This window comes from Pseudonocardia sp. NPDC049154 (assembly GCF_040648315.1).
In the GTDB taxonomy this organism is placed as follows: domain Bacteria; phylum Actinomycetota; class Actinomycetes; order Mycobacteriales; family Pseudonocardiaceae; genus Pseudonocardia.
In genome coordinates this window covers 1-7,370 of the sequence record NZ_JBEZDN010000208.1, presented here as the reverse complement: position 1 = coordinate 7,370, position 7,370 = coordinate 1, and the positions used below count along the sequence as shown (strand labels likewise).

The 7,370-nt window shown below is 75.0% G+C and carries 8 protein-coding genes; 3 read left to right on the top strand and 5 right to left on the bottom strand.

The window, feature by feature from the left end; genetic code table 11:
- Positions 1-176: 176 nt before the first annotated feature.
- The 3 genes from AB0B41_RS41985 to AB0B41_RS41975 are packed head-to-tail and all read right to left on the bottom strand — an operon-like array spanning position 177 to position 2,862.
- The gene (locus tag AB0B41_RS41985; protein ID WP_358212670.1) at positions 177-1,064 is read right to left on the bottom strand and encodes an alpha/beta hydrolase; all 888 of its coding nucleotides are present in this window, start codon (positions 1,062-1,064) and stop codon (positions 177-179) included.
- On the bottom strand, positions 1,061-1,966 hold the full coding sequence (locus AB0B41_RS41980; protein ID WP_358212668.1) for a diiron oxygenase: 906 nt from the start codon (positions 1,964-1,966) through the stop codon (positions 1,061-1,063). Before AB0B41_RS41980 ends, AB0B41_RS41985 begins: the two co-directional genes overlap by 4 nt.
- Positions 1,963-2,862 (bottom strand): SDR family oxidoreductase, encoded by a 900-nt coding sequence (locus AB0B41_RS41975; RefSeq protein ID WP_358212667.1) that lies wholly within the window; start codon positions 2,860-2,862, stop codon positions 1,963-1,965. Before AB0B41_RS41975 ends, AB0B41_RS41980 begins: the two co-directional genes overlap by 4 nt.
- 62 nt (positions 2,863-2,924) lie before the next feature.
- Between AB0B41_RS41975 and AB0B41_RS41970 the strand changes: the two genes are divergently transcribed.
- A complete protein-coding gene (locus tag AB0B41_RS41970) occupies positions 2,925-3,638 on the top strand; it encodes a TetR/AcrR family transcriptional regulator (protein WP_358212665.1) in 714 nt (237 codons plus the stop codon).
- The gene (locus AB0B41_RS41965; protein ID WP_358212663.1) at positions 3,628-3,993 is read left to right on the top strand and encodes a DUF4873 domain-containing protein; all 366 of its coding nucleotides are present in this window, start codon (positions 3,628-3,630) and stop codon (positions 3,991-3,993) included. Before AB0B41_RS41970 ends, AB0B41_RS41965 begins: the two co-directional genes overlap by 11 nt.
- A gap of 73 nt (positions 3,994-4,066) precedes the next feature.
- Here AB0B41_RS41965 and AB0B41_RS41960 read toward each other — a convergent pair whose 3' ends face one another.
- Together AB0B41_RS41960 and AB0B41_RS41955 are read right to left on the bottom strand one after the other, a co-directional pair.
- Complete coding sequence (locus tag AB0B41_RS41960) at positions 4,067-4,291, bottom strand: DUF3107 domain-containing protein (RefSeq protein WP_358212662.1); 225 nt, start codon at positions 4,289-4,291, stop codon at positions 4,067-4,069.
- Positions 4,292-4,425: 134 nt separating this feature from the next.
- Positions 4,426-5,142, bottom strand: a complete 717-nt coding sequence (locus tag AB0B41_RS41955; RefSeq protein ID WP_358212660.1) for a ferritin-like fold-containing protein — start codon at positions 5,140-5,142, stop codon at positions 4,426-4,428.
- Between the two features lie 291 nt (positions 5,143-5,433).
- On the opposite strand from AB0B41_RS41955, the gene AB0B41_RS41950 reads away from it, so the two are divergent.
- Positions 5,434-7,215, top strand: coding sequence for a DEAD/DEAH box helicase (locus tag AB0B41_RS41950; RefSeq protein WP_358212658.1), 1,782 nt, complete (start codon positions 5,434-5,436; stop codon positions 7,213-7,215).
- The last annotated feature ends 155 nt before the right edge of the window (positions 7,216-7,370 follow it).

Here is a 7,370-nt window from a genome sequence, read left to right as displayed (position 1 = left end):
CCCGGGGGGTTATGGGGGCGCCCCGCCACCGCGGGCGGGGGGGGGGGGGCGCCGGGCGGCCCACCCCACTTCGCCCCCTGTACCGCTTCCCCCCGCCCGGCCCCCCCTGGCCCCGGGGGGGGCCGGGCCGGTCGGGCCGCGGCGCCGCGGCGGGGGCACGCCGAGCACCGCGACGTTCAGGCGGCCCGGGCCCCGGCCGCGGTCCGCGCCAGCGCGGCGATCCGGCCCGCCACGCCCGCGGTGCGCTCGACGGGCAGCATGTGCCCGGCGTCGGGGAAGAGCGTCAGCTGGGCCGAGGGCAGGCCCTCCCGGATCCGCCGGGAGTAGCGCGGCGGGGTGAGCCGGTCTCGCGTCCCGACCATGACGTGCGCCGGAACCTGCGAGTACAGGGCCAGGGCGGCGTCGCGCTCGTGTGCCTCCAGCGTGGGCCGGAAGCCGGAGACGGTCAACGGCCGGCACTCGGAGACGGAGGTCGTGGTGATCCGCAGCGCCTGCCTGCCGGCGTCGGGCCCGAGGAGCAGCCAGCGCATGGCGGGCGAGAGCAGCTTCGGGTGCCGGCTCAGCGCGCGCCGCGTGGACCAGCCCTTCGACGCGTACAGCTTCTTCTCCGCCGCCCGCACCAGCTCGAACGCCGCCGACGGCATGCCGAAGGTCTGCCCGCCGAGCCCGCCGCTCGCCGTCGCGACCAGCGCCAGGCCCGCCACCCGGTCCTTGACCAGGTCGGGATGGCGGTCGGCGAGGGCCATGGTGGTCATGCCGCCCATCGAGTGCCCGGCGAGCACCAGCGGGCCCCGCGGCGCGACCTGCCCGATCAGCGCGGCCAGGTCGTCGGCGAGCTGCTCGAGCGTCATCGTCGCGGGGTCGACGGCGCCGGAGCGGCCGTGCCCGCGGTGGTCGTAGCGGACGACCCGGACGTCACCGGCCGCCAGCGACTCCGCGACGGGTGCCCAGCACCGCTCGTCGAGCGTCCAGCCGTGCGCGAGCACCACGGTGACGGGGGCGTCGGGCCGGCCGGACTCGACGACGTGCAACGGCGTGCCGTCGGCGCCCCGAGCGGTCGTCATACGAGGTACGCCTTCTTCCACAACAGCTCGGTCGGGCCGCCGATCAGGCCTTGGTCGCGCAGGAACTCGACGCACTTGGCCGCCGACCAGCGCAGCGACTCCTGCCAGTGCGGGTTCGCGAGCGCGGCCTCGAGGCCGACCTCGGGGTCGATCCCGACGGACGCGTAGACGTCCGGGTGGATCAGGTTCCGCGCCACGACGAACGCGATGCGGGCCAGCAGATAGCGGCCGATCTCGCGCTGCGCCCGCGTCGTCCTCGGCATGATCCGCTGCAGCTCCTCGCGGGCGTAGCGGACGTGCCGGGCCTCCTCGGTGACGTGGATCCGGTTGACCATCCGGGTCAGCGGCTGCACCGTCTCGTCGCGCATCGACTCGCGCTGGAAGCGGTCCAGGATCTCCTCGACGAACAGGGTGCCGCCGAACATCGCCGGGCCGTGGCCCACCGTCTTGAAGAGGCGGCCGAGGTTGTGGGTGAGCCCCGACGGCGCGTAGTCCGGCACGCCGTACCGCTCCGTCATCTTCGCGAACATGATCGAGTGCCGGCACTCGTCGGCGATCTCGGTCAGGGCGTACTGGATGTGCGCGCGGCGCGGGTCGCGGTCGTAGGCGTAGCGCAGCAGCATCTGCATCAGGATGATCTCGAACCACAGCCCGATCCGGGCCACGCTGCAGACCTCGTGGATCGTCAACGTCCGGCGCTGCTCCTCGGTCAGCCCGTCCCACAGCGCGGTGCCGTAGAGCGACGACCGGTGCGGCGGGATGCCCCACAGCCCGTCGACCAGCGGGGCTTCCCAGTCGATGTCCAGATGCGGCTCGTAGGACTTCTCCACCGAGGACCTGAGCAGCCGCTCGGCCGTGGCCTCGCGGTCCTGGACCGGCTTGCGCACGGCGGGGGCGGTCATGACGCGCTCCTCTCGGGGGTGCGGTCGGCGGCGGTCACGGCGGGGACGGTCCGCCCGGTGAGCCGGCGGACCAGGCCCGCGGCGACCGGGGAGGAGTCGAACCGGCCCGCGGCGGCCTGCTGCCGGATCCGGCGGACCACGCCGCGACCCAGCAGGCCGGGCGCGTGCCGGCCGACCCAGAGCTCGGCCTGGCCGGCGAGGGTGCCGGCGGTGTCGCGCGGCGGCCGCGGCGCGGCGAGCGCCCCGACGACCGTGCGCACGATGTCCTCGACCTCCTCGCGGCGGACCTGGCCCTCCAGCGAGAGCCCGACCTCGCGGCCGACCTCGTGGATCGGGGTGCGCACGTAGCCGGGGTACACCGTCGTGACGTGCAGGCCCGTACCGTCGACGGCGGTGCCGTACTCGAGGCGCAGGGCGTCGGCGTACGCGGACATCCCGCGCTTGGCCACGCTGTAGGCCGAGAGGAAGGGCAGGGTGACGTAGGCGAGCTCGCTGGCCACGAACACGACCCTGCCCCTGCCCGGCCCGTCGAGCAGCGCGGGCAGCGCCGCGCTGGTGACCCGCCAGGCGCCGAGCAGGTTCGTGTCGATGACCTTGAGCGCGTCGGGCTCGAGGGGGCCGCCGGCGTCGTTCGGGATGCCGATGCCCGCATAGTGGACGACGGCGTCGAGGCCGCCGAGGGTGCGGACCGCCTCCGCCACGGCCCGCTCCACCGCCTGCGGGTCGGTGATGTCGCAGGCGAGGACACCGTCACCTGCACTCCGGTCGAGGCCGACCACCCGCGCACCCTGCTCCCGCAGCCGCGCGACCGTGGGGGCGCCGAACCCGCCCGCGGCACCGGTGACCAGCACCCGTGTTCCCGCCGGGACCGTGCCCCGGGTCCTCCTGAGCGACACCCGCCCGCTCCTCTCCGTCGAGACGCTTGCTGTTACCGCCGGTAACTGTTACCACTGGTAACGTGCCGCAGAACGACCGACCTGTCAAGAGGAACGCCCGCGACCGCCGCGCCGCACGCCGCGCAGAGATGGTCGAGGCAGCCATGGCGGCCGTCCGCGAGCACGGCGCGGCCGTGTCGGTGGCCGAGATGGCGGCCAGCGCCGGGATCACGAAGCCGGTGCTCTACCGCTACTTCGACGACCGCGCCGACCTGCAGCGCGCCGTCGGGCTGCGCGCGGCGGAGTGGCTGATGGAGCGGATGGCGCCCGCACTCGCGGCGGACACCGGGCCGCAGCACCAGATCGCCGCCGTGATCGACGCGTTCCTCGCCGGCATCGAGGAGGAGCCCGAGCTCTGGCGGTTCGTGGTGCACAACCCGGCCGAACGCGAGCCGGGCACGGAGATCGTCGAGGACGTCCGCGAGCAGATCGCGCGGCTGCTGGCCCAGCTGATCGGCGCGAGGCTGCGCCTGGCCGGGCGGGACTCGGGCGCGGCGGAGGCCTGGGCGCACGGCCTGGTCGGGATGGTGCAGAGCGCCGGGGACTGGTGGCTCGAGCGCCGCACCATGAGCCGCGAGGACCTGACCGGCTACCTCACCGCGCTGATCTGGGACGGGGCCGCCGGGATCCTCGGCGACGCGCCCGCGGAGAGCGCCGAGGAGAGCCACGACGACACCGGCGACGAGACCGCGCCCGTGCTGCACATCTTCCCGAAGGAGGCCGGCGATGGCGCCTGAGCAGGTGCGCACCCCCGAGACCCACGCCCCCGACCACGAGCACGAGCACGACGACGAGGGCTACGGCGGCCCCGCCACGCTCACCGTGGCCGGCACGCCCGTCGAGGTCCGGGTCCGGGTCGAGGTCCGCACCGAGCCGCACGACGGGCGGCTGCACTGGTTCGGGCGGGTCGACCGGAACGAGGAGCTGTCGGCCCTGCTGGGCGGGAGGGCCACGGACGTCCTGGTCGTCACCCCACGGGGGCGGGCGGAGGGGCGGATCGGCGACGTCGACCTCTGGGACCGCTACCGGCTCACCGGGGTCGGCACCCCGCCGTTCCCGCTCGACGAGCCGCCCGCACCCGAGACGGACTGAGCCTCCCCGGACACACGGACGGCACCCCCGCGCCGAGGCGCGGGAGTGCCGTCCGGGAGCTGTGGGGTGGCCGTCAGGTGCCGAAGCCGACCCGGGTCGCCGAGGACGGCGCGATCTCGACGTAGGAGATCCGGGCGGAGGGGACCACGTACTTGCGCCCCTTGTCGTCGACGAGCGTCAGCGTGCCGTCGCCGGCCTTGAGCGCCTCGCCGACGAGCTTCTCGACCTCGTCCGACGTCTGGTCGCTGGACACCACGAGCTCCCGCGGGCTCTCCGCGATGCCGATCTTGACCTCCACCGGGGACCTCCAGGTGACGTGCGGGTGGATGACTCTCTCTGCCTTCCCGGCGGGCGTCAGGGCCAACCGGCGCGGCCCAGGCTAGTCGAGCGCGGCGCCGCGCCCCGGCCGAGTCCGCCAGGGGCGAACGGCGATCACGAGAGTCCGAGGGCGGACATGCGCTTGGCGTGGTTGCTCTGCAGGCGCTTGATCAGCGCGCCGATGCCCGCGATGTCCCCGGAGCCGCGCACGATGAAGTCCGCCAGCTCGTCCCGCTCGGCCACGATGTGCTGCGCCTGGGTGACCGCCTCGCCGAGCAGCCGCCGGCCCCACAGCGCCAGCCGATCCCGGACCTGCCGGTTCGCCGCGCAGGCCGCGTGCACCTCCCGCTCGGCGAACGCGCTGTGCCCGGTGTCGGCCAGCACCGTGCGGACCAGGTCCGCGGTCGCCGGGTCGACCCATCCGGCGACCTCGCGGTAGAAGTCCGCGGCCAGCCCGTCGCCCACATAGGCCTTGACCAGCGACTCCAACCAGGTCCGCGGGCGCGTGGTGGCGTGGTAGGCGTCCACCCCGGCGACGAACGGCGCCATGGCCTCCTCGACGGCCACGTCGAGCCCGCGCAGGTGGTCCTCGAGCAGCCGGAAGTGCCCCATCTCGGCGGCGGCCATCGCGGACAGCGCCGCGCGCCCGGTCAGCGTGGGGGCGGTGCGGGCGTCCTCCGCGAGCCGGTCGAAGGCCGAGAGCTCGCTGTACGCCAGCGCCCCCAGCAGGTCGACGACGGCCGCGCGCGAGGTGGCGTCGAGAGGGGTGCGACCAGCGTTCTCGCCGGTCCCGACCGTGCTGCCGGCGCCGTCCGCGGCCTCGCCCGTCATGGTCGTCGAGCCTAGTCGTCCGGTCGGGCCGCCCGCCCGTCGGCGGTGCACATCACCCCGGCGTGACGGCGCCGACGCTGACCCGGGCGGCACTCCCGGGGTATGATGCTCGTGCGCGCAGCAGATCGGCCCGTGACCCCAGCGGTCGGCGGAGCACCGGTGCGCCGCGCGGACCGACTGCGACACCCGCCGGGTAACGGGTCGGCGCCACCGGGCGCCCGACTCACCGGCGCGCACACGAACTGGTGCGTACAGCGCCTCGACGGCTCTCCCACGCGGCTCCCCGAGCGCGTGGTCGACGAGCCGGTGCAGGGCTCCTGTACGCGGAGAGAGGCGATTTCACTGTCCGTCCAGAACGAGACCCCCGAGACCACCGAACCGAACACCGCGCCGGCGCCGGCCGACACGGTCGACGCCGACGCCACCGAGGAGGCGCACCCGCTGCAGGCGGGCGCCCCGGTCAAGCCCGAGGCCCCCACCTTCGCCGAGCTGGGCGTCCGCCCTGAGATCGTGCGGGCGCTGGCGGAGGCCGGCATCGAGCGCACCTTCGCGATCCAGGAGCTCACCCTCCCGCTGGCCCTGGCCGGCGAGGACGTGATCGGTCAGGCCCGCACCGGCATGGGCAAGACGCTGGGCTTCGGCGTCCCGCTGCTGCAGCGCGTCACGCCGCCGTCCGAGCAGCCCGCCGCGACCGCCGAGGGCGAGGCCGCGGACCGGGAGAAGGACGTCCCGCAGGCCCTCGTCGTCGTCCCGACCCGCGAGCTGTGCGTGCAGGTCGCGCAGGACCTGGCCGACGCCGGCAAGCACCTCGGCATCCGGGTCACCGCCATCTACGGCGGCCGGGCCTACGAGCCGCAGCTCGCCGCGCTGCGCAAGGGTGTCGACGTGGTCGTCGGCACGCCCGGCCGGCTGCTCGACCTCGCCGAGCAGCGCCACCTCGTGCTCGGCCGGGTCAAGGCCCTGGTCCTCGACGAGGCCGACGAGATGCTCGACCTGGGCTTCCTGCCCGACGTCGAGCGGATCATGCGGATGCTCCCGGACGAGCGGCACACGATGCTCTTCTCGGCCACGATGCCGGGCCCGATCATCCAGCTGTCCCGCACCTTCCTCACCCGTCCCACGCACATCCGGGCGGAGGAGGCGGACCAGGGCTCGATCCACGAGCGCACGAAGCAGTTCGTCTACCGCGCGCACGCGATGGACAAGGTCGAGCTGGTCACCCGGGTGCTGCAGGCCCGCGAGCGCGGCCTCACGATGATCTTCGCCCGGACCAAGCGGACCGTGCAGCGCGTCGCGGACGACCTGGCCGAGCGCGGGTTCGCCGCCGCGGCCGTGCACGGTGACCTGGGCCAGGGCGCCCGCGAGCAGGCGCTGCGCGCGTTCCGCTCCGGCAAGGTCGACGTGCTGGTGGCCACGGACGTCGCCGCCCGCGGCATCGACGTCACGGACGTCACCCACGTCATCAACTACCAGTGCCCCGAGGACACCAAGACCTACGTCCACCGGATCGGCCGCACCGGCCGCGCCGGAAAGGAGGGCGTGGCCGTCACCCTCGTCGACTGGGACGAGATCCCGCGCTGGAAGCTCGTCTCCGAGGAGCTGAGCCTGGGGCTCGACGAGCCGGTCGAGACCTACTCCACCTCGGACCACCTGTACATCGACCTCGACGTTCCCGCGGGCGTGACCGGCCGGCTGCCGCTGAGCAAGCGCACGCGCGCGGGCCTCGACGCGGAGTACGTCGACACCGAGGGCGACCACGGCGGCCGCAAGCGCAAGGGCCGCGAGGAGCGGACCGCCACGCCGCGCCGTGAGCGTCAGCGCACCCGGCGCCGCAACGGCGTCCCGGTCGCGGGTCCCGCCGGGGCCCGCCCGGCGGCCGAGGAGGGCGCCGAGCCCGCCGTCGCGCCCGCCGTGGTCGCCGAGGCGGCCACCGACACGGACGGCGAGGGGCCGGCCAAGCCGCGCCGCCGCCGTCGTCGCGGGGGCCGCCGCCGCTCCGGTGGCGAGGGCGGCACCGCCACCACCACCGAGGCCGGCGCCGAGCGCGCCGAGCCGGACGCCGCGGCCAGCTGAGCCGCCGGTAGGTTCGGCCGGGTGCTGCGCGCCCGACGAGACGTTCCGGTACGCCGCCGCCGCGGGGATCGACAGGCAGGCGACGCCCAGGGTCACGCCGATGATCACCAGCGCGGCGGCCTTGCTGTCGATCAGCCAGAACATCGGGAACGCGG

Bases quoted from the DNA above. Each gene is read 5' to 3' on its own strand.
- AB0B41_RS41985 (WP_358212670.1), bottom strand. From the start codon at position 1,064: ATGACGACCGCTCGGGGCGCCGACGGCACGCCGTTGCACGTCGTCGAG.
- AB0B41_RS41955 (WP_358212660.1), bottom strand. From the start codon at position 5,142: ATGACGGGCGAGGCCGCGGACGGCGCCGGCAGCACGGTCGGGACCGGC.
- AB0B41_RS41980 (WP_358212668.1), bottom strand. From the start codon at position 1,966: ATGACCGCCCCCGCCGTGCGCAAGCCGGTCCAGGACCGCGAGGCCACG.
- AB0B41_RS41965 (WP_358212663.1), top strand. From the start codon at position 3,628: ATGGCGCCTGAGCAGGTGCGCACCCCCGAGACCCACGCCCCCGACCAC.